This window comes from Haliscomenobacter sp. (assembly GCF_040403615.1).
Classification (GTDB): Bacteria; Bacteroidota; Bacteroidia; order Chitinophagales; family Saprospiraceae; genus Haliscomenobacter.
This window is the reverse complement of the sequence record NZ_JBBAKG010000007.1, coordinates 2,614-25,849: the sequence shown is the minus strand read 5'-3', so window position 1 is coordinate 25,849 and position 23,236 is coordinate 2,614. Positions and strand designations below refer to the sequence as shown.

Annotated in this window: 12 protein-coding genes; 4 read left to right on the top strand and 8 right to left on the bottom strand. The window is 47.0% G+C overall.

Features of this window, described 5'->3' with window-relative positions; all coding sequences use genetic code 11:
* Positions 1-197: 197 nt before the first annotated feature.
* The 4 genes from ABW391_RS03765 to ABW391_RS03750 all read right to left on the bottom strand — a co-directional run bounded on the left by ABW391_RS03765 (position 198) and on the right by ABW391_RS03750 (position 13,426).
* Positions 198-3,575, bottom strand: coding sequence for a VCBS repeat-containing protein (locus ABW391_RS03765; RefSeq protein WP_353480492.1), 3,378 nt, complete (start codon positions 3,573-3,575; stop codon positions 198-200).
* Between the two features lie 151 nt (positions 3,576-3,726).
* On the bottom strand, positions 3,727-5,466 hold the full coding sequence (locus tag ABW391_RS03760; RefSeq protein WP_353480491.1) for a RagB/SusD family nutrient uptake outer membrane protein: 1,740 nt from the start codon (positions 5,464-5,466) through the stop codon (positions 3,727-3,729).
* Between the two features lie 59 nt (positions 5,467-5,525).
* Entirely contained in the window at positions 5,526-8,762 is a 3,237-nt protein-coding gene (locus tag ABW391_RS03755) for a SusC/RagA family TonB-linked outer membrane protein (protein ID WP_353480490.1), read from the bottom strand.
* A gap of 1,052 nt (positions 8,763-9,814) precedes the next feature.
* Complete coding sequence (locus ABW391_RS03750) at positions 9,815-13,426, bottom strand: VCBS repeat-containing protein (RefSeq protein ID WP_353480489.1); 3,612 nt, start codon at positions 13,424-13,426, stop codon at positions 9,815-9,817.
* A gap of 568 nt (positions 13,427-13,994) precedes the next feature.
* Here ABW391_RS03750 and ABW391_RS03745 point away from each other — a divergent pair.
* The 3 genes from ABW391_RS03745 to ABW391_RS03735 all read left to right on the top strand — a co-directional run bounded on the left by ABW391_RS03745 (position 13,995) and on the right by ABW391_RS03735 (position 19,721).
* A complete protein-coding gene (locus ABW391_RS03745) occupies positions 13,995-17,234 on the top strand; it encodes a SusC/RagA family TonB-linked outer membrane protein (RefSeq protein ID WP_353480488.1) in 3,240 nt (1,079 codons plus the stop codon).
* Between the two features lie 44 nt (positions 17,235-17,278).
* The gene (locus ABW391_RS03740; protein WP_353480487.1) at positions 17,279-19,018 is read left to right on the top strand and encodes a RagB/SusD family nutrient uptake outer membrane protein; all 1,740 of its coding nucleotides are present in this window, start codon (positions 17,279-17,281) and stop codon (positions 19,016-19,018) included.
* 316 nt (positions 19,019-19,334) lie between these two features.
* Complete coding sequence (locus ABW391_RS03735) at positions 19,335-19,721, top strand: GxxExxY protein (protein ID WP_353480486.1); 387 nt, start codon at positions 19,335-19,337, stop codon at positions 19,719-19,721.
* A gap of 35 nt (positions 19,722-19,756) precedes the next feature.
* Here the strand turns inward: ABW391_RS03735 and ABW391_RS03730 are convergent, their stop codons facing one another.
* The 3 genes from ABW391_RS03730 to ABW391_RS03720 form a co-directional block, all read right to left on the bottom strand.
* Positions 19,757-19,927: a hypothetical protein gene (locus tag ABW391_RS03730; RefSeq protein WP_353480485.1), complete on the bottom strand. Its 171-nt coding sequence runs from the start codon at positions 19,925-19,927 to the stop codon at positions 19,757-19,759.
* Position 19,928: 1 nt separating this feature from the next.
* A complete protein-coding gene (locus ABW391_RS03725; protein ID WP_353480484.1) occupies positions 19,929-21,278 on the bottom strand; it encodes a cryptochrome/photolyase family protein in 1,350 nt (449 codons plus the stop codon).
* 76 nt (positions 21,279-21,354) lie between these two features.
* Complete coding sequence (locus ABW391_RS03720) at positions 21,355-21,819, bottom strand: sporulation protein (RefSeq protein WP_353480483.1); 465 nt, start codon at positions 21,817-21,819, stop codon at positions 21,355-21,357.
* A 122-nt stretch (positions 21,820-21,941) separates the two neighbouring features.
* On the opposite strand from ABW391_RS03720, the gene ABW391_RS03715 reads away from it, so the two are divergent.
* Entirely contained in the window at positions 21,942-22,580 is a 639-nt protein-coding gene (locus ABW391_RS03715; protein WP_353480482.1) for a hypothetical protein, read from the top strand.
* On the opposite strand, the gene ABW391_RS03710 is transcribed toward ABW391_RS03715, so the two are convergent.
* A complete protein-coding gene (locus ABW391_RS03710; protein ID WP_353480481.1) occupies positions 22,577-23,050 on the bottom strand; it encodes a hypothetical protein in 474 nt (157 codons plus the stop codon). The genes ABW391_RS03715 and ABW391_RS03710 overlap by 4 nt on opposite strands.
* Between the last annotated feature and the right edge of the window lie 186 nt (positions 23,051-23,236).

Here is a 23,236-nt window from a genome sequence, read left to right as displayed (position 1 = left end):
CTTGCTCGTGCGTCAGAGACGCAGAAATAGGGGTACAAGTCTGGAGACTTGTACCGCTCTGGTTCAAGTCTCCAGACTTGTATCCTCTATTTGTATGCCTCAAAAATGCAACATCCGCTCCCTGCTCGTGCGTCAGAGACGCAGAAATAGGGGTACAAGTCTGGAGACTTGTACCAGCAGAACTTGTACCAGCAGATTCATTCTTTTTCATCTCCCTGGTTTTTAACTTTTGCAATGCCATACGCCTTCAGCGCGCCCCGGTTTTGGCTGATCAGAAAGAGCGGGTTGCCATTTGCAGCGCGCAATTGAATACAGGCTTTGCCATCCCCTTTCACCAGCAATCCACTGCGTTGCCAAGGAAGGGCTTCGAAACTGCCTTTGCCATTTCCCAATAGCACCAAGCCATTGAGTGCATCGTACCTTCCGGTAAATACATCCGGGTCAAATCCATTGGTTGCGGCGATGACATCCAACTTGCCGTCCTGATTCACATCGGCTGCCGTCATGCCGTACAAAGGAGCCATTTGCGCAACATTGGGAAGTGGTTTGATGGCAAAATGCCCTCCCCCCAGGTTTTCGATGTAACTACTTTGAAAACAATTGGCCTTTTTGATCAATGCTTTTTGCTTTTCGGCGGGCAGCAGCAAATTGTCAAAAGTCGCTTGGGTAAAGTCGGTGTATTTCGGGTAGCGGTCACGCATCAACAACCATTGTTTGATCAGATCATCGCGGGTATTGAATACATAAGGGCTTCTTTTGCCATCCAGTCCGGTGCCGTATTGGAATAAAATGGGATCATAATTGCCATTGTCGTCAAAATCAGCCGAAGCAATTTGAACAGGTTCGGTTGGAGAAGCTTTGAGTAAGGTATTCAAGCCCAGGTTACCCGCCAGATAATCCGTATCGCCATCGCCATCAAAATCGGCCCCGAGCAAGCTGTTCCACCAGCCCAGCTTGGCTTCAAGGCCACTGGATTTGCTGACGTTGACCAATTTTCCTTTTTGGTTTTTGAAAAAAGCAATGGGCATCCACTCCCCTACCAGCAACAAATCAACTTGTTTATCCTGGTCGGCATCCGTCCAGATTGCATCAGTGATCATACCGAGGTTGCTCAACGCTGGAGCAAGTTGTTGGGTCACATCGGTGAATTTTACTTGCCCTTTTCGGCTGTCGTTGCGCAGCAGCATGCTTGAAGATGGGAGAGGATATTTGCCAGGAGTACATCTTCCGCCCACAAAGAGGTCAAGGTCTCCATCCTGGTCAAAATCAGCAGCTTTTACGCAGGAGCCGCTGAAGGTCTCAGTGGGGAGGGCATTTTTCTGCAATTGCCATTGGCCTTTGCCTTGATTGAGGTACAAAAGATCTTGGTATTCTGCCGAATTCGGCGCAAATTCATATCCCCCACGCACCACGTACAGATCATTGTCGCCATCGCCATCGGCATCAAACAGGGCAGCTCCGGTACTTTCACCAGCTTTGGCATCGACCAGTGGCAAGGGTTGAGCTGCTCCAAATTGTCCATTGGGCTGTTGCAGCAACACATCGCCAGGATTAGGGAAAGAGCCGGTGATGAACAGGTCTTCCAGACCATCGCCATTGATATCGCCCGCTACCAGAGCGGGGCCACTTTGTGACAGTTTATGCGGAAGCGTTCTCTGAATATTGAAATCGATGAATTCAGCTTCTTCGTGCCGATAGTTGACATGCAATGCCGAACCCAAATCGGCCAACAGTGCAGGAGCAACTTTTTTCAGGTAACTGTATTTTCCCGAAGCTTTGCTTTGATCGATGGTCAGCACCTGGTCTGCCTTGACCTTTTGGAGCAGTTGAGTTCGGTCATCGGGCCAAACCACCCTTAATGAATCGAGCATTTTGATGTCACCTAGCCCCAGGTGTATGATTTGTTCTACCGAACCCAAATAGCCTCGAATGGGGCTTTGCTCCTGGTATTGCAGCAATTTCCCCTGGTGGTAAGCCCAAATTTTGGCACCGTAGCCTTGTGGATTGCCTTTGATTCCCTTTAGGCTCAAACGCAGGTAGTGTGGTTTTTCCTTTTGTTCATTGAGGGTATTGCGGTACACAAAAGGCTGATCATCGATGTTGCTGACGATGTAATCCAGGTCTCCGTCGTTGTCCAGATCAGCGTAGGCCGCCCCATTGGAAAACGAAGGGCGTTCAAGTCCCCAGGCTTTGGTGGTGTTTTCAAAATGCAGATTGCCGAGGTTGCGGAAAGCAAAATTGGACACCTTCACTTCGGGAATCATGCTCAGGAGTTCTACTTTGGAAGTACGCAAGTAATTGGTATTGGAGCGGAACACCCCAAAATCCTGATCGCTCACGTCTTTGGGAAAACCATTGGTGATCAATATGTCCCGGTAGCCATCATTATCGGGGTCGATCAACAGTGGAGACCAGCTCCAGTCGGTTTCCTGCAATCCCAAAAAGCAGCCAATTTCGCTGAATGGCGCACCTGCAGTATCTACAATTCCGAAGCCATTGCTCAATTGCACGGTGTTGCGCACGTATTGGTACTCATACCCATGCTTATCGTTGTTGAGGTATTTGCTGTAATTGTTGGCGGGGATGAACAACTTTTTGCGTTCATTCGAGTAAGGCAACATATCCAGCGCAAAAAGGTCAGACCAGCCGTCGTTGTTAAGGTCGGCCACATCATTGCCCATCGCAAACTGGCTGGTATGTTTGAACAGTTTCGGCGCTGCATTGTAAAAGGTGCCATCCTTGCGGTTCATCCACAACAAGTCATTTGAAAGGTAATCGTTGGTCACATAGATATCGGGCCAGCCATCCTGGTTGAGGTCACTTATGGCCAGGCCCAGGCCATACCCTTCCATTTTGATACCGGCAGCTTTGCTCACCAGCGTAAAACGAGGTAAGCCATCTGCGCCAGGGCCATCGTTGCGAAAAAGTCGATCGTTGTTGCGCGCCGATCCGTCGCTGATTTTTTCTCGGTATTGGTTGGGAAAAAAGATCTCTACTTCATTGGTGAGTATGTATAAATCTAGGTCATTGTCTTTGTCGTAATCAAAAAATGCAGCCTGCGTAGAATAGCCAGTGTCGGCAATGCCCATCACGGGGGCAAAGTCCTTGAATACAGGGTGGCCATTTTTATCCAAGCCCTGGTTGATGAACATTTGGTTGGCGCGTTTGGCGGCATCGAGTTCCATGTTGGCGCATACGTAGAGGTCTTGCCAGCCGTCGCCATTGATGTCTACGGTTGCGGCTCCCGAACACCATTTACCCGGCGAGGCGACCCTGGCACTTTTGGTAATGTCCTTAAATGTAAAATTGCCTGCATTGAGGTACAGGGCGTTGTCCACCTGATTGCCCGTAAAAAACAAATCCTGCAATTGGTCGTTGTTGAAATCACCTACGGCTACTCCTCCCCCGTTGTACACGTATTCAAAGTCCAAGATGTTGTACCGGGCATCTTCTACGATGGAGTTGACAAAATTGATCCCTGTTTGGGAAGCCGGAAGCAATTCAAACAATTGATTTTTACGGGTATTGCAGCTCAGCATAAGCAGGGCAATACAAATACAATAAATGATGCGCATAATTAAGAGTTATTCTTCAGGCGGGTAAAAATAGGGAAAGATATGAGGAACAAAAATAAAGCGGAAAGCAAAAAAAATTTGCTTTCCGCTGAAGTTAAATGTTTGCAGGGAATTGCCCTGTCAAGTTGAAAAGAGACTGTAGTTATTCATTCTAGTAGCCAGGGTTCTGCTTCAAGGTAGCTTTACCTTCAACAGTACTGGCAATAATTTCTTGAATAGGAACTGGCATGTACTCGGTTTTGCCCGCGGTGAAGCGTGCACCTTTCAAACCAGGCAATTTGGTAGATTCGTAAGCGATGTAGGCATTCAATACCTCTGGAGCAGTACCCCAGCGTACGAGGTCGAAGAAACGGTGTCCTTCCATACCCAATTCGAGTTTGCGCTCGAATTGAACTGCTTTTCTGGCCAAAGCTTTGTCAGTCCAAGGCGTTTTGTACGTATCAATTACATACTTGGCAGCAGGAGCGCCGTTGATTTGTACAAAATCAGCAGGGTTTGCAGCGCGAGTACGGATTTGATTGACATAAGTCCGGGCTTTTTCCAGGCTACCTACTTCCACTTCGCACTCAGCCGCCCATAGGATGACATCTGAGAAACGAATCAAGTTGATGTTGTTGGCACTGGCACCTTGCGCCCAACCAGAAGCAGTAGAACCACTGCCTTGCTCAGACTTCTTGTACACGTGCTTGATGGATGCATATGGACCAGAGTATCCCTGGTCACGAATCCAGCTGGCACCTGGGTGAGGTCCCCAATCCAGGTAAGGAATACCACGACGACCTACGGTGCGATCGAGACGTGGATCAATATTGCCTGCATCTGGTGTAAATGGATCTGAAGGAGATACGTTTTGGTCTGTTTTCAATTGATTGGCACCCGTATTGAAGCTACCATCCAGCAGTGGCAAACCATTGGCATCGGTACGGTAAGAGTTGGCCAATTCGAAACTTGGCTGATAGAATCCACAGCAAGTACCAGGGCCTCCGGTGTAAGGGAAGTTCAATACGTCGCCATAGTTTCCGTTTTCACCGTCAGCACCATCGTTTACGGAAGATTGCACGGAGAAAACAGACTCTTTGTTGTTCTTGGTTGCAATCAAGAAGTTGTCGTTGAATTTTTCGTTCAAAGCATACTTCAAGCCGTTTGGTGTTTTGCCATTGGCGATGACATTTTCCAACAAGGTTTTCGCGTCAGCATATTTCTTTTGGAACATGTAAGCTTTCGCCAAAAGAGCACCAGCCGTCCATTTGTTGACACGACCAACTTGCGCTTGAGTTTCAGGCAGGTTGTCGTAAGCAAACTTCAGGTCAGCTTCGATGTCAGACCAAATGTCGCGGTCGTTGGGTACGTTGAAGTCGGTTGCTTTGTCGCTTACATAAGGTACATTGTTGAATACCTTTTTGGCTTCAAAGTGGTAGTGACCACGCAAGAAACGCGCTTCGGCCTGGATCTGCTTGGCTTTATCCGCAGATACATCGGTTGCTTTAGCCAACAACTGCAATACCGAGTTGGAACGAGCCACCCCATCGTAACAGGTACGCCACTTACCACGTGGGTATTCGTTAGATGGCAAGCACTCATAACGCTCGATTGGGTTGATGGCAGGTTGGTCAGATGCATCTGAACCTTTGTGTGCATCACCGCCACAAACACCACCATATACCCAGTTGGAGGCAGCAGCTGTCCAAACGGCACCATTGCCCCAACCTTGAGCCCAGCCATCCAGCAGGGAGTAGGCACCAATCAATACGGCATCAACCCCTTTTTGGTTGGCCAAAGTGGCTTCACTCAAACCACCAATTGGTGGCCGGTCAAGAAACTTTTCCTGACAAGCGTAAAAAACGCCGCTGAGCACAGCGAAAATAAATACCAGATATATAACCTTTTTCATATTACAACTGAATTTGAGATAAAGTTAGGCAAATTTAATCATTGTCAGAACATTGTTCCTTAGAATGACAAATTGGCGCCAAAAATAAATTGCTTCACCAATGGATAGTAACCATAATCCACACCCATCGTTGCATCAGCACCGGATCCAAATCCTGCAGTAGTGATGGCAGGGTTGTATCCCCGGTACGAAGTGATCATAATTGGGTTGGTAGCCTGTACATAAATGCGCAGACGGTCAACTTTCATTTTACCCAAAGTCTGGAAGGTATAGCCCAATTGCGCCTGACGCAATGCCAGGTAAGAACCGTCTTCTACATAGTAGCTGTGCCCAAATCCGTTGGAAACCTGGTCGGTTACATCCAATTTAGGCAAACTTGCGTTGCGGCGGTTAGGTGTCCATGAATCCTCCAAAGTTTCTCTGGAACGGTTGCCGTTGAAGGTTTCAAAATCGATCCAGTAGCGGTTGTAGTTGAATACATCGTTGCCTTGAGAGCCCTGGAAGAAGGCAGAGAAATCAAAGTTTTTCCAGGACAGATCGATGTTGATGCCATAAGTAAAGTCTGGGTGTGGGTTGCCAATAAAGGTTCTGTCTTTATCGTCAACTACCTTATCATTGTTCAAATCTGCAAAACGCCAGCGGCCTACTTTTTTGCCCCCGTCGGTTTGTACTGGAGCTGCAGCTACTTCAGCTTCATCCTGGAAGATGCCTACAATTTGGTAACCCCAGAAAGAAGAAATTGGATGCCCCTTCAAAGAACGCGTGATGGATGGACCAGCCAAACGAGAACCACCACCCTGGAAGAAATCTTCATCCGTGTTGCCAACCCGCAAAATTTCGTTCTTGTAGGTACCGAATACGATGCCGATGTTGTACTTCAGTTTATCGCCAGCAGCTTTGCCGTGGTAAGTCAATTGTGCGTCTACACCTACGTTTTGCATGTCCCCTACGTTAACGAATGGAGGAGTCAAATCTCCGGCAGTACCTGGAAGCGGAAGTTGGTATAACAAGTCAGTTGTGCGGCGGTTCCACCATTCAACGGACAACTCAAATTTGTTGTCAAACAAGGTGGCATCTATCCCAATGTTGGTAGAGGTAGTGGTTTCCCACCTGGTAGCTGTGTTGCCCAAGCGGGTTGCATCAAAGCCCAAGATCGGGGTAGTACCTGTACCATTGATGTCGTAAGCAGTTGATCCAGGGCCAGAGCCATACTGGCTGAAAGCGTTGCTGGCGTCAATGCGCTGGTTACCCGTTTGTCCCCAACCCACACGGATTTTCATGTCGTTGATGGCCGCAATGTTTTTCAGGAAACTTTCACTGGATACCCGCCAGGCTGCACCAAATGCAGGGAATACTGCATAACGGTTTTCAGGGCCAAATACAGAAGAACCATCCCTACGCACCGTACCGTTCAGGATGTACTTGTCTTTCCAGCTGTATTCTACGCGACCAAACAAGGAGTACAAGGCAGGGCCAGAGTAGGCACCGCCATTGGCTTGCTGACCAAGCGGGCTACCTGAACTCAGCGTCCAGAAGTTTCGGGTATCTACGAAATAGTTGAAGCGGTTGCCAGAGATGTCGCGTCCAGAACCCAAAACAGCTTCTGTACCCACGTAAGCTTTGAGCTTTTGGTTTTGGCCAATTTGGCGATCAAAGGTCAGTGTGTTGTACAATGTCCAGCTCAGGTTGTAGCCTGCACCCTGGTAGAATCCGTTGGAAGATCCAGGTTCTGCTGCTTCAATGTTGCGGTAGCTGAATCCGTAGTAGTTGTACATGCCATAGTCGATACCAATCTGAGAGCGGAAAGAGATGCTGTTGAAGATGCCTCCCAGGAAGCCCAAATTCAAGTTGGTATACAAGCTACCAAAGGCGTTGAGCCCGTAGCCTTTGTTGTCTTTTTGGCGCAACAACTGGGCAACCGGGTTACCAGCATTGGACAATACTCCTTTTGCACCTGCATAGAATCCATTGATGTCGTACACTGGAACGATGGGCTGCATCCGGATGGCATTGGTGATCGGAGAACCTTCACCAGGGCCGCCGGCAATGGCACGAATGTCTTCGTTAGAAGAAACCTTCATGTTTTCGCCAATGCTCAGGTACTTACCAATTTTGTATTCGCTGTTCAAGCGCAAGCTGTAACGGCGGTTGTAGGTTGCCAACAACAGACCTTGCTGGTTGTAATAGTTCAAACTCAGCGCATAGATGCTGTTTTTGCTGCCACCAGAGAAGGCCAGGTTATGATCCTGAATTGGTGCAACCTGCATAATTTCTTCCTGCCAGTCGGTACCTTGCTTGTTCGCTTTGGTGATCAGGTTGAAATCTGCGCTGGTAATGTCAGCGTTGTAGGCCTTTGGATCAATTTTGGGATCACCAGCTTTTGCACCAGTAGGGTTGATGTATTCTGGCAATACCGGAGTAGCGCCACTGCCGTACAAAGATTGCAAATTGGCGCTCAGGGCTTGACCAGCATTGGCATAAGACTGAAAGCGCATGGAAGCAAATTCTGGCGCATTCAATACGTCGATCAATTTGCCGTGTTGCTGCAAACCATAATAACCGTTGTACGACACTTTGGTTTGGCCAGCTTTACCCCGTTTGGTAGTGATGATGATTACCCCGTTGGCCGCACGAGATCCATAGATGGAGGCCGATGATGCGTCCTTCAGGATCTGGAAGCTTTCGATGTCGTTGGGGTTGATGTCAATCTGGCGGTTGCCTTCGCGAGGCACCCCGTCGATGATGTACAATGGGTCGTTGTTGCCAAATGTACCTACCCCGCGGATGCGGATACTAACCGGAGAACCAGGCTCTCCAGAGTCCCCTACCACCACCCCAGCTGCACGGCCACCGAGTTGTTGTTGAAAGTTACCAGAAGGTACCGATAATAAATCTTTGGTCTTTACAACCGAAACGGCACCGGTGAGGTCTTTCTTCTGCTGAGTAGAATACCCCGTTACGAGTACTTCTTCCAGCGCAAGGTCACTTTCTTCAAGAGTGATAGCCACGTTAGATTCTGCAGCACTTATCGTAATTTCCTTGGTGCGGTAACCGAGGTAAGAGACGATCAATGCGGAAGCATCACCTTCTACTGTGAGTAAAAAAGCTCCATTATCGTCGGTGTAAGTACCGTTGGTGGTACCTTTCACAATGACAGATGCAGCAATCAAAGGATTGCCCGCTACATCTACCACTTTTCCACCGATGCTGCGTTGTGCAAACGCGGCAATGGAAAAAAAGCAAAAAACTGCAGCTAGTGCCGCGTATTTTTGCCAAGTTTGGTAAGCATGAACCATGATAGTGATGGTTTGGTTAAATAAACAAAAATGATGGTTAAGTATGGCCCATCAACGGAGCATGGCTCCGTTGATGGCATTTTGATTGATTAAATCCAAAACCTGTTTGCAGAGCGATCCTTGACTCTGCCGTGTCGGGAAATTTACCTTAGCTTTGTGTTATTCGTTGGGCGCAAAAAAGTCATGCTGAATGGTGATCATTCAACTGGTTTGGTGAGCTTGGGGGGTATTTTCTATTACCACTCGCTCTGGCCAATAATCTACAAGAATTTAGTTCAAAAAACGGGATAAAAAACAAATATTTACTGGTTTTAGTTGCTTTAATTCTAGATGGTGTGCAATAGACACTAACTTGAGATCGAAGATTCGACTTTTTTTCAAATAATCAAAGAACCTTCGATTATTTTTTAATTTTTTGATGAAAAAAATTAAAAACACCTGTTTACCACCTTTCTCGAAACAAGATTACGTTTGTGCAGGGATATTCGCTGCTTTGGGTTAAAAAAAAACATTCCCAAATTGAAATCTATACTTTACCTAAATTTAGTCAATCTCGCAGCTTCGCTGCATTTTAATTCACCACGATTCATTTGGCTGTAGCAGCGATCTGTAAAAGTAATGCCATGAATTTTTCGAAGCTGCGCTGCTCATGGTTAATTTCACCACGACATCCGACGAGTACGACAATTACGCGCTCCGCGCTTTTACGCCTCCGGTGTAGCGGGACGTCAATGGGAGAACGGATGCCCCGGATTTGGGCGGATTGGAACGGATTGGAACGGATTTCCCGCCTTCGGCGTGATGGCACAAAGCCCCCAAGAACCCCTTTTGGGCTCAATCAATTTTGGGTCTTATACCGTTTGTATCTAAAAAGCTTTGCCTGCGGCAAAGCAAAATCCGTTTTAATCCGCCCAAATCCGCGTCATCCGTTCTCCCATTGTTGTCGCTTTTAGCAAAAAGAGGCGAAGCCTCAAAAAGCGTGAAGCGCATAAAACGTCGTGCTCGTCGCGGTTAATAAAAAAACAAGCAGCGAAGCTGCTTCAACGAATAAATTACAACTTCACAAGTCTGCTCTTTCCAGTGAAATCCGTAATGCTTGCCTCTATTGCGCCTGAAGGCAAGAAAATCTTCCGGCTCGATTGGGACAAAAAGCCATTTCCCTGGTAAAGTTCACAGCGTTTGGTTTTGCCATTGCCTAATTTTAATTGGACAAAAGCGTCGTTTTGGCCATAAGGTATGCTGCGTAAAATCGGGCCAGCTTGCTTGAAAACCAAGAGTGGGCCGCGGTTTTGACCCGCTACAAAAAGCTGTTCGCCTTTGGCATTGCTGAGTTGAATCAGGCTTTTGGCATCGCCAGGCACATAAAATCCCGACTGAGGAAGTAGGCAAGGCTTGAGTTTTCCCTTTCCATCGCCCAAAAGCAACAAACCATTGAATGCATCGTAGCGGCCGGAGGTTACTTCGCTGCCAAAGTCATTGCCCAAACAAAGTGCATCCAGGTGTCCATCGTCATTCCAGTCGCCGGTGGCCATGCCGTAGATGGGGGCAAATTGCGCTTCGGTAGGCAGCGCCTCTACGGCAAATTTACCGTTGCCGAGGTTGCGGATCAAGCTGCTCTGCATCCAGTTGGCCCTGAGGTGCAAGGGTTTGATGTTTTCAAAATTTTTGAGGTAGTCTTGCATGTTGACCTGGGCAAATTCTGCGTGCAAGAGGTATTTTCTTTTGCTCAGAATCACTTGCTTGTCGAGGTCGAGGCGACCGTTGTAAGGGAATTCTTCGAGTTCTCCTTTCCGATTGGGGAAAAACACGGCAGGAATGGCATCGTAACCTTTGTTGCCGTCAAAATCGGCTGCATAAATGCCTATCGGATATTTTTCCGACGCCTTATATAAGGTGTTCAATCCCAGGTTTCCGGCGAGGTAATCAACATCCCCATCGCCGTCAAAATCGGCCCCAGTCAGGCTGCTCCACCAACCCGTGTATTTTTCCAACCCGCTCCCGGCGGTCACATTGCTCAATTTTCCTTTTTGATTTTTCAGGATGGTCAATGGCATCCATTCTCCGGCCAAAAGCAGGTCTACCCATCCGTCCTGGTCGTAATCCGTCCAAAGGGCATCACAGACCAGTCCCAAATCATTCAATTCCGGTGCTATCTGGGTATTGGCCAGCACAAATTTGGGATGCCCCGCTTTGCTTTCGTTGCGCAACAGGTAACTGCTTACCGGCAAGGGGTATTCCCGGTGCTTGGTGCGCCCTCCAATAAACAAGTCCAAATCGCCATCGCGGTCAAAATCGGCCGCCTTGATGCAGGAGCCGCTTTTGAGAAAAGCAGGCAGGGCAGCCTTGGCCGGGCTAAATTTGCCCTTATCATTAAGATATAGGTTGTCTTGATACGCAGGGTTGTCTGCCGGGAATTCTACCCCACCCCGAACCAGGTACAAATCCTGATCGCCGTCATTGTCGGCATCAAAAAACAAAATGCCAAGATCTTCGCCTTTCTTGTCAAGGCCTTCCACACCATCCAGCAAATCCTCTTCCTGGAATTTGCCATCCTGGCTTTGGATAAAGAAGCGCCCTTTGTGAAAATGCCCGCCTGAGGTAAAGAAATCGTCCAAACCATCACCGTTGACATCGGCAACTGCCAGCCCAGGGCCATATTGGGAGAGTTTGTGCGGCAACAAAGGCTGCAGGTTGAAATCGATAAAATCCGCTTCTTCATGCAAGAAGTTGACGCCCACTTCTGCGGTTACGTTGGCAAAAAAGGGTTGCAGTGGTGGTGGCGGCGGTGGAATAGCCTGCGTTGCGGCCTTGCGGTAATCGATTTCGATGACCTGATTGGATTTGATTTTGGTAAGCACCTGCTGCTTGTGGTTGGGCCAGGTCACGATGATTTTAGATACCACCTCGTTGCTGCCCAATCCAAAATGCGCCAGCGGCTGGATGGAAGACAAGTAGCCCCGGTAAATGGAATGCTCCCAGTATTGTTTCTGGTTTTTGCCGTATTGGATTTCGATGAAGGCGCCTAGTCCCATGGGGTTTAAGGAATCGCCTTTTAATTTTATCCCGATCCAGAAGGGGCGGCCGTCGGGGCGGTCCCTTCGTGGCCGCCCATTATTCGTTGGGGCACCCACATAGGGGGTGCCCGTACGGATCAAATTATTCCGAAAAAGCGATGCAGGATCATTGATGTTGTTCACTACATAATCCAGATCTCCATCGTTGTCCAGATCTCCGTAAGCTGCGCCATTCGAGAAAGAAGTTTCGGTGATGCCCCATTGCTCGCCCATGCTTTCAAAGCTCAGGTCACCGCGGTTGCGGAAAGCGTAGTTTTTGAGTTTGACCGAAGGAATGTTGTCGTTCAAAAAACCCTTGGAGGCGTAGGCAAAGGAATTGGAGTTGTAATCTACAAAGTCCAGGTCGGTCACGTCTTTGGGAAAACCATTGGTAACGATGAGGTCGCGGAATCCATCCAGGTCAAAATCGGCAGCGATCGGCGTCCAACTCCAGTCGGTAGAGCTTACTCCAGCCAACATAGACACTTCACTGAAAACCGGTTTTTGCGTACCCGGGGCAAAACCCTGGTTGATCTGAAGGGTATTGCGTACGTATTGGTGCAGGTACTTGTATTCCTCGTAATTTTGGAAAGTATTGTAGTTGTTGGCGGGCAACATAGTTTTGCGGCGGTAATTGTCTTCGGGCATCATGTCCAGCGCGACAATGTCCATCAGTCCGTCATTGTTGAAGTCTACCACTTCATTGCCCATCGCTGAATAGGAAGTGTGCTTGAAGTACTCCGTACCCCGATCGGTGAACGTACCGTCCTGGTTATTGATGTACAAATGGTCGTTGGTCAGGTAATCATTGGATACATAGATGTCTTTCCAACCGTCGCGGTTGATGTCGGTGATACTGATGGCCAAACCATATCCTTCGCCATTGATGCCTGCTGGCAGAGAAACATCGGTAAACACCGCGTGCTTGAGTACGGGATCCCAATCGTTGCGGTACAGTATATCGTGATTGTAAGAGGAGCCATCCGTTGATTTGGGATGAAAAGCATTGGGAAATTCGTCTTCTTTCTGGTGATTCACGGCAAGGTAAAGATCCTGGTCTCCGTCATTGTCATAATCCAGAAAAGCACAAGCGGTATTGTAAGAAGTATCGGCAATGCCGTATTCACTGGCCAATTCTTTAAAGGTGGGTACGCCATTCTTATCATTGCCCTGGTTGACGTAAAACAAATTGGCCCTGCGAGCGCCGGGATTGTAGGTCATACAAGAGACGTAAATGTCCATTTTGCCATCGTAATTGAGATCGGTGACGGCTACGCCTGATTTCCAGCGTTCCTTCCCTCCTACTTTGGCTTGAGCGGTAATGTTTTCAAATTTCCAGTTGCCCCGGTTGAGGTAAAGCTGATTTTCGACCTGATTTCCGGTAAAAAACAGATCCTGATTTCCATCCTGGTTAAAATCGGCGATGGCTACTCCCCCGCCATTGTAGATGTATTCGTAGGTAAGGATGTTGAAAGTATCGTTTTCGGAAATTTTATTATTAAAAACAACTCCAGTCTTTTCTGCCGAAAGTTGCTCAAAAAGTGGTGCTTTGTTTTTGCCGCAACTGCAACAAAAGTAACATAGGATCAAAAGTAAACCAGCTAGCCTCATTGTTCAGTCTTTTTTATAGGGTGCAAGATAAATGCCTTTTAGATTATTTCGAGTCACCTCAAAATAAATAGTGATTGCTTGGAAAAAAATATTTACGGCTCTTTTCAAAGGATTTGGGGTTATTTCAAGGTCTTTTCGATTGTAGCTGGATAAATAAGTGCTGGTTTAGTGTTAAATAAATCTTACTTTCTCTCTTTAAGATTTATAACATTTTTTTCGCGTAAAATAAAATAAAAAGAACCCAAGAGCCAATTATCCCCAAATTTATGCGGGTATGTTTCGTATGCATATTACTTTATTTTGATTATTTTTTTTTCACTTGATTTTTTGAATTTAAAAAAGCAATCGATTGTGTTAAGGCCTTGAATTTACTTGCTTTTGGTCATCCAGACTAGATTTTAGTTTTGATCGAAATAATTGTACAGAAAATAATTATTTTCCAGAAATAACCAAATTTTATTCCAAAATGCTATTTTTGATCGTTGTTTCAAAATTAACGCTTTGTTAACCTAGAGTGATCGGGTTTGAATTACATTCTTATTTAATCAAATTTAAATTCTGCTAGTTTATGAAAAACAGCTATTCAGCTCTGCTTCAGAGGCTTGCCTTGTTCGTACTGCTGTGTTTACCAGCAATTGCGGCAATTGGGCAACGAACAGTCAGTGGTAAAGTCACTGATTCCAACAGAGAAGGCCTTCCTGGAGTAAACGTTTTGCTCAAAGGTACGGCATCAGGTACTGTAACCGAATTGGACGGAACTTTTTCATTCAGCGTTCCAAGTACAGGTGGTTCTTTGGTGGTAAGTTCAATTGGAATGCGTACCATTGAAATTCCATTGGATGCACAGAGTGTGTACAGCATCACCATGCAAGAAGATGTTTCTACCTTAAAGGAATTGGTGGTAACGGGTTATACCGTGGACAGCCGCCGGGAAGCAACCGGTGCAGTTTCAACGGTAAAGTCAAAAGACCTGGGCGTGGTGCCTTCCGGTAACGTTGAGCAGCAATTGGCTGGTCGCGTGGCAGGGGTTTCGGTAATCACCAACGGTCAGCCTGGTACTGCCAGTCAGGTTCGTGTGCGTGGTTTCGGTGCCTTCGGTGGAAACGAGCCATTGTACGTTGTAGACGGGGTGCCAGTAGGTTCTACCGATTTCTTGAATCCTGGAGATATCGAGTCGACTACAGTATTGAAAGATGCTGCTGCTGCTTCTATCTACGGTGCACGTGCGGCCAACGGCGTTATCGTTTACACAACTAAAAAAGGATCAAAAGGTGCCCGCAAATTGAGCGTGTCTTATGAAGGCATGTATGGTTTTACCAATCCTGGTACGGGTATCGAAATGTTGAATCCTACTGATTTCGCTCAGTGGACTTGGAAAGGCTTGGCCAATGACGCATTTCAGAACGGAACAACTCCAGTTTATAGTCACCCACAATTTGGTACAGGTTCTACCCCGGTGATACCAGACTACATCAACGTAGGTGGTACTCCTGGTGTGGTAGGTACTGTTGATTTGGCTGCACAAAAAGCCAGGTACAACGTAAACCCTAGCGCTGGATCCATTTATCAGGTGGTAAAAGCCAACAAAGAGGGTACTGATTGGTACGATGCGATTACCCGCGTAGCACCAGTTTCTCGCCATTCTTTGGGTTTCTCTGGTGGTGGCGAAAACAGCCGCTTTTACTTCGGCTTGAGTGCCCAGGATCAACAAGGTATTCTGCTGAACAACAGCTTTACCCGCTACGCTTTCCGCGCCAACGCTGAATTCAATTTGACTAAGCGTTTCCGCATCGGTGAAAACCTGCAATTCACTTACCGTCAGGTATTGGGTCAAGGTGGTGGCAGCGGTGGCCAAGGGGTAGCAGCGGATGAAAACGACATCTTGCAAGCTTTCCGCATGCCTTCCATCATCCCCGTTTATGACGAGTTTGGTGGTTATGCCGGTACTGCAGCCAAGGGCTTCAACAACCCACGTAACCCGGTGGCCAACCGCGATGGAGCTGTCAACGACCGCAACTTCAACGGCAACTTCTTCGGCAACATTTACGCTGAATACGAACTGATTGATGGTTTGACTGCCCGCACTAGCCTGGGTGGCCAGTACAACAGTTTCTATGGCTATGGCTATGGCCGCCTACAATACGAAAACTCTGAAAACAACTCTGCTTTCAGCTACAACGAATTTGGAGGTTTCAGCTTTGCCTACACGGTGACCAACACTTTGAGCTACAAGAAGAAATTTGGTATTCATTCCGTAGATCTTTTGGTTGGACAGGAAGCCCTCAATACTGGTCGCTCTCGCAACATGAACGGTAGCGGTTTGAACCCATTCTCTACTGACCCGAACTTCATTACTTTGACCAACGTGACGACTAACCCCCCAAACAGTAACCTGGGTAAAGGGGTAAACTTTAGCTCTTTCTTTGGACGTTTGAACTACATCTTCAACGACAAGTACATCCTGACTGCGCTGGTGCGCCGTGATGGTTCTTCTCGCTTTGGCGAAAACAACCGTAATGGGGTTTTCCCAGCCTTCTCGGCTGCCTGGAGACTTTCTTCCGAGAAATTCATGCAGAACATCAAGTGGATCGACGATTTGAAAATTCGTGGTGGATATGGCATCATGGGTAACTCCAATAACGTTAACCCATTTAACCAGTTCAGCTTGTACGGTGGTAGCTTCGGTGCTTCTTCTTACGACATCAACGGCAGCAACTCCAGCGCTTCAGTTGGTTTGTACCGGACTCGTATCGGCAACCCTAACGCAAAGTGGGAAACTTCGGTAACTACGAACATTGGTTTTGACGGTACTTTCTTTGATGGCAAACTGGACGTGATCCTCGATGTTTGGTCTAAAGACACCCGTGACTTGTTGTTCCAGGTGCCGATCGCACAAACCAATGGTCCTGACGCAGCTGCACCCTCGGTAAACATCGGTAAGATGGAAAACAGAGGGATTGACCTGCAAATCATTACTCGTGGTAGATTGGCCGGCCAAGTCAACTACGAATTGAACGTAACTGGTGGTGTATTGAAAAACGAAATCGTTTATTTGGCACCAGGTTTGACCTATTTGACTACGGTTAACCCTGGTTTCCGGGGCATCAACCCGATTCGCAACCAACTCGGACAATCAATTTCTGCTTTCTTTGGCTATCAGGTACAAGGCATCTTCCAAACCAAAGAAGAAGTTGCTGCAGCTCCTACACAGGATGGAAAAGCTGTTGGCCGTTTGCGTTATGCCGACATCAACAAGGATGGCAAAATCGATCCTGCCGACCGTACTTTCCTGGGTAGCCCAGTTCCAAAGTTCACTGGTGGTTTGGGGTTGACCTTGACTTACAAAAACTTCGACATCGTGGCTTATGCCAACGTATCACTGGGCAACAAGATCTTCAACGTTTCAAGATGGTTTACGGACTTCTCTCCATCCTTCCTCGGTGCGGCCAAAGCGGCTCGGGTGAAAGATTCTTGGTCTACTACCAACACTGGAGCAACCATTCCAATCTACGAAAGTGCTTCCAACTTCAGTACCAACACGCAGTCTAGCTCTTACTACGTAGAAGACGGTTCTTATGCACGTTTGCAAAACGTGACTTTGGGCTATACTTTCCCTAAAGCAATTTTGGACAAAATCAAAATGACTCGTCTGCGCATTTTTGCTTCGACCAACAACATTCTGACCATCACCAAGTACGAAGGTCTGGATCCATCTGTTGGTGGAAACGCAGATACCAACTTCGGTATCGACGTTGGCAACTATCCTATCACCAAGAGCTTTACTTTTGGTTTAAATGTTGGCTTCTAAACAAATAACTACCTAACTTGTTAGGTCAAAAAAAAAGTTCACAAATGAAAAGTAGAGTTCTCATTACAGGTTTTTCCCTGATCGTGTTGGCGATGATTGCATTCGCTTGTAAAGACACCTTTTTGGATGTGCCTGCTACTGGACAATTGAGCAACGCTCAGTTGACCTCCAAAAAAGGCATCGAGGCTTCCTTGATTGCTGCTTATTCTCAGGTCAACGGCCGTGGTCGCCGCTTGGCCAGTCCATCCAACTGGGTATGGGGAAGCATCCGTGGCGGTGATGCCAACAAAGGAACCGACCCCGGTGACTTTTCTGACATCAACCCTATTCAGCGTTTTGAAAACATCCCTACTCAAGGGGTAATTTCTGAAAACTGGGCGGGTAACTATGAAGGTGTGGCGCGTTCCAACAACGTTCTGCGTTTGTTGGGCAGTGCAGATCCTGATGTAAGTGCTGCTGACAAAACCAGCCTGAGTGCTCAGGCGCGTTTTTTGCGTGCGCACTTCTACTTTCAGCTGAAGCGCAACTTCAACAATGTACCTTATGTAGACGAAAGTCTGGATTACGGTCTTGGCATCGAGAAAGTAAAGAACGATCAGGATTTGTATCCAAAGATCGAGGCTGACTTGAAGTATGCGCTGGATAACCTACCTGAAACACAAGGCCAGGTCGGTCGCATCAACAAGTGGACAGCAGCTGCATACCTGGGCAAAGTTTATTTGTACCAGAAGAAGTACGCAGAAGCAAAGGCACAATTTGATGCTTGTATTGCCAATGGCAAAACCAGCAACGGCAAGAAGTATGCACTCGAAGCCAAGTATGGCGACCTGTTCAAAGCTTCTAACGACAACAATGCGGAATCTGTTTGGGCTTACCAGGCTGCGGCCAACACAGGTAGCGTAAACAACGCCAACCCAGAATTTGACTTGAACTTCCCTTACAACACTGGTCCTAACGGCCCAGGTAACTGCTGCGGATTTTTCCAGCCAAGTTTTGAATTGGTCAACTCATTCCGCGTTAACGCTAACGGCCTTCCATTGTTGGATGGCAGCTACAATACGGGTGCAAACCAGGTGAAAAACGACCAAGGTGTAGAGTCTAAAGCAGCGTTTACAACGGATGCTGGTGCATTAGACCCACGTCTCGACTGGTCAGTTGGTCGCCGTGGCATTCCTTTCCTCGATTGGCAAGACCACCCTGGTGCAGACTGGATCCGCAACCAGCCAAACGGTGGCCCTTACTCTCCGAAGAAGTACACTTATTATAAGTCTGACCGTGGTTCACTGCAAGACAACAGCTCCTGGACTCCTGGCTATACTGCCCTCAATTACACCATCATCCGTTTTGCAGATGTGCTGCTGATGGCTGCTGAGTGTGAAATTGAAATCGGTAGCCTCGAAAAAGCACGTGAATACACCAACTTGATCCGTGCACGTGCAGCTAACCCTGCCAGCTGGGTGAAAAAAGCAGATGGTTCTAACGCTTCAAACTACGTGTTGGGCTTGTACAGTGCGGCTTGGACTGACAAAGCGGTTGCCCGCAACGCAGTTCACTTTGAGCGCAAATTGGAGCTTTCTGGCGAAGGTCACCGTTTCTACGACCTCGTACGTTGGGGCACTGCAGTTAACGTTGTTAATGCTTACCTGACTTACGAAGGGGGTAAACTTGCTTCTACCCTGGGTGGTGCTAAAATGACTGCTGGAAAGCACGAATACCTGCCAATTCCTCAGGATCAGATCGACATCATCGGTGCTGATATCCTGAAGCAGAACCCTGGCTACTAAGCATTAGGGAGCTATAGGATAGAGTCGCGATGAGTCGCGTTTGTAAATAAAAAGACGCCAATCGGGAGCAATCCTGGTTGGCGTTTTTTTAATGTGATAGTGTTTTTGATTTGGCTTCGCCAAATGTTATTTTATAACCGCGACGACGCGACGGCGCGACGGGTCATTTGGCTTCGCCAAATGCGCGACGTAAAACAAAGTGAATGTGTGCGAAGCACACGACCCGTCGCGCCGTCGCGTCGTCGCGGTTATAATAAACAAAGCAGCGAAGCTGCACAAAAATCCACTTTTATAAACACTGCAAAAAACTAAGCGAATGGCGCTTCTTTACAAAGACTTATCCACTAAAATCTATGATGGTATTTTTGCTGTACATCGAGCATTAGGCCCAGGCCTATTGGAATCTGCTTATGAAATTTGCTTAAAAAAAGAACTGGAAGATACGGGGCTTTGGGTTGAAACTCAGAAATCTGTACCATTGGTCTATAAAGGCATTGAGTTAGACGCAGGGTATAGAGTCGACTTAATGATAGAGCAAAAAATAATTCTAGAGTTAAAAGCTGTAGAAACCATCTTTCCTGTTCATCGAGCGCAGTTATTGACTTACCTAAAATTGACTGGATGTAGTTTAGGTTTTTTGGTGAATTTCAATGTAGCTTTGGTTAAGGATGGGATTACTAGAATGGTACTTGAGCAGCATTAGTTTGATTTTTGATTTGGCTGCACCAAATCTTGTTTTTAATAACCGCGACGACGCGACGGCGCGACGTTCAGTGTGCTTCGCACATATTCACGCCGTTTTACGTCGCGCATTTGGCGCAGCCAAATGACCCGTCGCGCCGTCGCGTCGTCGCGGTTATAAAAATCAAGCAGCGGAGCTGCCCAAAAATTGGCGAAGCCAAAATACATTTCAAATCCCTTTAAGCGCAATTTTGTACACCTCCAAACAGCGCTCCCGTGCAAACTTATGGTCAACCATCGGCTTCGGGTAAGCAGGCGTACCGTACTCCGGCACCCACTTCCGCACATACTTGTATTCTGGATCAAATTTCTCTTGCTGGGCAGCAGGGCTGAACACCCGAAAATACGGCGCCGCATCCGTACCACAGCCAGCCGCCCATTGCCAGCCGCCATTGTTGCTCGCCAAATCAAAGTCCAGCAATTTTTTGGCAAAATAAGCCTCGCCCCAACGCCAATCAATCAACAAGTGTTTAGTCAAAAAGCTGGCGGTGATCATGCGTACCCGGTTGTGCATGAAGCCCGTGGCATTCAATTCGCGCATGCCCGCATCTACGATGGGGTAACCGGTTTTGCCGGTGCACCATTTTTCAAATTCTTGTTCGTTGTTGCGCCATTCAATGCGGTCGTATTCCGGGCGGAATGACCGTGTAGCCACGTGTGGAAAATTGAACAAGATTTGGGCATAAAAATCCCGCCAAATGAGTTCATTGAGGAAGGTTTCGTTGAGTTCCAGTGCCCTTCTGGCTTTTTCCCGGATGCTAATGGTGCCAAAACGAAAGTGAATGCCCAAGCGGGAAGTACCCTGCAAATAAGGAAAATCACGGGTTTTGTCATAGGTTTTGATCAAGCCCTGGCTAATCGTAGTCGGTGGAATACCAATGTTGGAGGCTTTAAAACCCATGGCGCTAAGGGCCGGTAAAGGCATTGATTCAGTTGGCCAAAAATTGGAGAAATATTCAGCGCAGGGGTAAGGTTTGAGGAAAACCGAAAGGGACTTTTTTGCTCCATCTTCGGAAAATGATTCCATTTGGCTGGCGAGTTTGTTCTTCCAGGTTCGGCTGTAGGGCGTAAAGACGGTATAAGGCTTGCCGTCAGGCTTGGTTACTTCCAGCTTTTCAAAAATGACTTGATCTTTGAAACTGAAAAACGGGATGTTCTGCTCGGCCAGCAAGGATTTGACCTGTTCATCCCGTTGAATGGCGCGGGGCTCGTAATCGTGGTTGGTGTACACCTCTGCCACCACAAAATCCTGTAGAATTTCAGCCCATACTTCGGCTGATTTGCCGTAGCGCACCAATATGCTGCTTCCAAGGGCATTCAATTCAAGCTGTAATTCGGTGATGCGTTGATGCAAAAAGCTGACCCTGGCGTCTTCAGGATCCCCCAGGTGATCGAGAATATCGGTATCAAAAATGAATACAGGTTGCACCGGAAATTTGCTTTTCAAGGCGTGGTACAAGCCCGCATTGTCTTGCAAGCGCAAGTCCCGGCGAAACCAAAATAAGGTGATTGCTTGCATAAAATGTCTGTTTCAATGATGCAAACAGACGGGAACGGCAATGGTTCATCGTAAAGACGCAACGCATCACGTCTCTCTATCGTATGGTGATCTCCTTGCGGTCAAATGGGTTCAAGGCAGTACCTTTCACTTTGGCCTCTGCCTCTACGCGGTATTCCGATTTTACGGCGCTGATTCTTTTGGCTACTTTGACCAAAGGAGACATAAAGAAATTGGATTTTTCCAATTCATCCATTTCGGAGCGCACCAACTTGTATTTGAGGTTGAATTCCACTTCAACGGATTCACCAACGGGCACTTCGATGTCTTCTTCCAGTTGCAGGGTGCCTAATTCAAACTCATCTACCAATTTTTCTTTGCCACGGCCACGGGAATACCGTTCGATGAGTACGACTTTAATTCGGGTAACGGCTTGTGAATTCATGCTGGTAAACCGGATAAGCCCACTTACAACGCCTTTTTGGGTGGTGGCGTCTTCATCAAAGAGCAACTCCATTTTCACACCTTCGATCCCCAGCCATTTTTTTACTTTGCCTATCATGCTGTTTCAAATTTTACTCTTACAATTTGCAACATTTTATTCATGAGTAATCCAGATATTGGATAAAATTAAAGTATAGCAGGATAAAAACCGCTATTTTTGTAAAAAACAAAAGCATTCCTATGAAAGTCAACTTTAGAGAATGGACACTTGATCAAATCGATGAAGCTTTTGGAACGACCCAAGTAGACACTTTACCTCGTTTAGACGAATGGATGGACTTTCAATATGCCCTTAATGATTACGAAACGACTTACCTCTCTCACCTACGCGCAACCTACAACATTGGCGGTGATGACTGGAACGAAGTTGAGCTAGAAAACAAGATCATCAGCCCAATGTTTGTTTTTGCTGATTTTGACAACCGCAAATACGCTTATTTTTTGGAAAGGGAATTGGTAGCAAAGATTGAAGAATACGAAGTATCTGGAAAAGTGGATGGAATGATTGCTTCTGGTTTTCGCAACCCTAAGCAACCATTTTTTTGTTTAAACGAATACAAACGAGCAACTGACCCCAATGGCGATCCCAAAGGGCAAGTACTCATTGCTATGCTGGCGGCCCAATCACACAATACACATTTTAATTACGTTTATGGCTGTTTTATTGTGGGCAAGCTTTGGCATTTTTTAGTATTAGAAGGAAAAGAGTACGCCATCGGAACTGCCCTAACCTGTGATGGTGACGAAATTTTTGACATTTTCAGGAAGCTTAAAGGACTCAAATCCAATATTGAGCGTTTGTTCCTGCCATCACTTTAAATCATCCGCTTGTGCCAGCTTTGGCTTAATTTTTTCAAAAAGGCTTGATCCAGATCCTGCTTGGTTGAAACCAAAGGATCAAAAACCAGTGTATCATCGTTGATTTGTTCGGTAGCGTATAGGCGAGCAAAGGCGTCTCGCTCAACGGAGTGCACCTGGCCTTGGGCATCCTGGTAGGAGAAAATCATGCGGTTGAACAAGTCAACGCCGAATTCAGCCTGCAAGCCTTTTAGAAAAGCAACTGAAGAATCGATCGAACAACCACTTGCATCTGCCTGGGTTTCATCGACCATCAAAACGACAAATCGATCGTGCAATACATCGGCATCTGCCTGCAATTGACGGTTGTGGCTTACCCATTGCTGAGCAAAATCCTGAAGCCGTTGGCGCAGCGCTGGCACATCAGCCTTTGCAAATGGCTGATTGCTGGAATATACCCATACCCGGGAAGAGGGAGAAAGTGTCTTCATGGAAGTTGAAAAGTTTAGAGTTGAAAAGTTGAAGAGTTGATTGTTGAAGAGTTTAGAGTTGAAAAGTTGAAAAGAGGATCTTGTCCATGGAATCCAGGTGCAAGTCTTTTCAACTATCAACCATTTAACTTTCATGGTGCATTAAAAATGCCTTTAAAAACTCATCGATATCGCCATTGAGTACCG